This is a genomic window from Candidatus Ruminimicrobium bovinum, from assembly GCF_902760015.1.
In the GTDB taxonomy this organism is placed as follows: Bacteria; Elusimicrobiota; Endomicrobiia; order Endomicrobiales; family Endomicrobiaceae; genus Ruminimicrobium; species Ruminimicrobium bovinum.
Window position 1 is genome coordinate 1 of record NZ_CACWEU010000198.1, and the last position, 2,104, is coordinate 2,104.

Genomic DNA, 2,104 nt, shown 5'->3' on the forward strand with positions numbered 1-2,104 from the left:
CGTGCATGCAATTGCACCCGACAGTTTATATTTTTCAATTGCCTGTTTATAAATTTTCTGTTCTTTGTCATCTAACGGTTTGAAATTAGTGAAAGTGTTAACATTATCTTTTAATTGGTCAATTGTTGTCATACCGCTTAATGTACATAAAATGTTTGGTTTACTTCCCACATATCTTAAACCCCATGAAGATAAGCTTGCATCGGGGTTTTCCTGTTTTAAAATTTCTGCAGCGGCTTTATTCAATAAGGAAAGTTGTCCGCCTCTTAAAGGATTCATTACAATTATCTGCAAACCGTTCTTTTCTGCAATTTCATACTGTTTTTGTGCATTAACCATTTCCCAATCTATTGCATTTACTTGAAGTTGAACAAAATCCCATTTATATTTTTTAACAACTTCTTCCAAAAGTTCCGGTGTATCGTGGAACGAAAACCCTAAATATTTAATTTTGCCTTCCTGTTTTTTCTTGCTTAAAATATCGTAAATATCACAATTTTTAAATGTTTCGTAAGTATTAACACTTACACTGTGTGCCAAATAAAAATCAAAATAATCCACTCTGCATTTTTTTAACTGCTCTTCAAAAATTTGTTCTGCCTGTTGTTTGTTTTGAATTATAGCCAATGGCATTTTATTTGCAAAATAAAAACTTTCTCTGGGATACTTTTGCAAAATTTTTCCCATAGTTTTTTCCGACTCACCTCTATGATAAAAATATGCCGTATCGTAGTAGTTTATACCGTGTTCCATTGCATAAGATACCATTTCTTCTACTTTTTTTTCGTCTATATTTGTTTCTACTCCGTCAATTACATGCAACCTCATTGCGCCGAAACCCAAAAGAGAAATTTCTTCTTTTTTACCTTTTAAAAAGGTTCTTGTTGCAACTTTATCGGCTAAACTTTTTGTTGTAGTTGCCACTTTTTTACATGCCGATAATACCACCGCACCTACCGTTGTAAATAATGCCGATTTTAAAAACTGTCTTCTGTTCATGGAAAAATCCTCCGGATTTTTTAGGTTATTGGGTTATTCGGTTATCGGGTTATAAGTTATTTTTTAATGTTGTTTGTCGTTAAACCTATAACCTTATAACCCTATAATCTCATAACCTGTCGTTATATTGTATCAATTAAAGCAACTCTAATGTCAATTATATCTTTATAAACTTTTTCCGAATTCATACACTTTTTTCGGATAATCCGTTCTGTTTATTGAGCCGGCAGTCCATACTCCCGGAACAACAAATCTTCCTGTATCTTTCCAACCGAGATAATCCAATAAAACTTCATAATGTGTTCTGATAGGAAGTTCATCGTGCTTTGAATTGTTTGCATAAGTCATAAAAAGAGCTGCTTTTTTGGGAACATGAATTTTACCGTTTATTGCATAAAATCTGTCTATAACCGCTTTGAGTTGTGCCGATATACCGAAATAATACATCGGAGTTACAAAAACAACCAAATCAGCATCAACAATATGTTCTCTTACAAAATTAAAATCATCGTTAAATACACAAGGTCCGTCCATTCCGCATTTGTTACAACCGATGCAGGGATGAACATCCTTAAATGCACTGTCAAACCTTAACACTTTATGTCCTTTTTCCGTTGCACCTTTTATAAAATTGTCTGCCAAAATATTTGAATTACCGTTTTTTCTCGGGCTGCCGGTCAAAACCAAAATTTTCATTTTTTTCTCCGAATTTTTATTATCACTTAAAACAGAATTACCCATTATTGCACCTGTTGCAACAACTGCTCCTGCAATCAACGAATTTTTTATAAATTTTCTTCTGTCCATAAAGAATACTCCTTTACTTCAGTTTGTTATATTCTTTATCCGTAACCTGTTCAAGCCACTCGTTGGATGTTTCAACACCGTCAATTTCAATTGCCAAATGTGAAAACCAACTGTCCGGAGCTGCACCGTGCCAATGTTTAACATTTGCGGGAATATTTATAACATCTCCCGGCTTCATTTCTATCGGTTCTTTGCCCCATTGCTGATAATATCCTCTTCCGCCGACTGCAATTAACATTTGACCGCCGCCGGATTTAGCATGGTGTATATGCCAATTATTTCTGCATTTAGGTTCAAA

Annotated in this window: 3 protein-coding genes; all 3 read right to left on the reverse strand. The window is 34.2% G+C overall.

Annotation, left to right across the window (positions count from 1 at the left end):
* A partial coding sequence (locus ACMUOV_RS06625) for an aldo/keto reductase (protein ID WP_413854317.1) occupies positions 1-999 on the reverse strand: 999 nt, incomplete at its 3' end.
* A 165-nt stretch (positions 1,000-1,164) separates the two neighbouring features.
* Complete coding sequence (locus ACMUOV_RS06630) at positions 1,165-1,806, reverse strand: flavodoxin family protein (RefSeq protein WP_413854318.1); 642 nt, start codon at positions 1,804-1,806, stop codon at positions 1,165-1,167.
* A gap of 13 nt (positions 1,807-1,819) precedes the next feature.
* A partial coding sequence (locus ACMUOV_RS06635; RefSeq protein WP_413854319.1) for a cupin domain-containing protein occupies positions 1,820-2,104 on the reverse strand: 285 nt, incomplete at its 5' end.

Bases quoted from the DNA above. Each gene is read 5' to 3' on its own strand.
- ACMUOV_RS06630 (WP_413854318.1), bottom strand. From the start codon at position 1,806: ATGGACAGAAGAAAATTTATAAAAAATTCGTTGATTGCAGGAGCAGTT.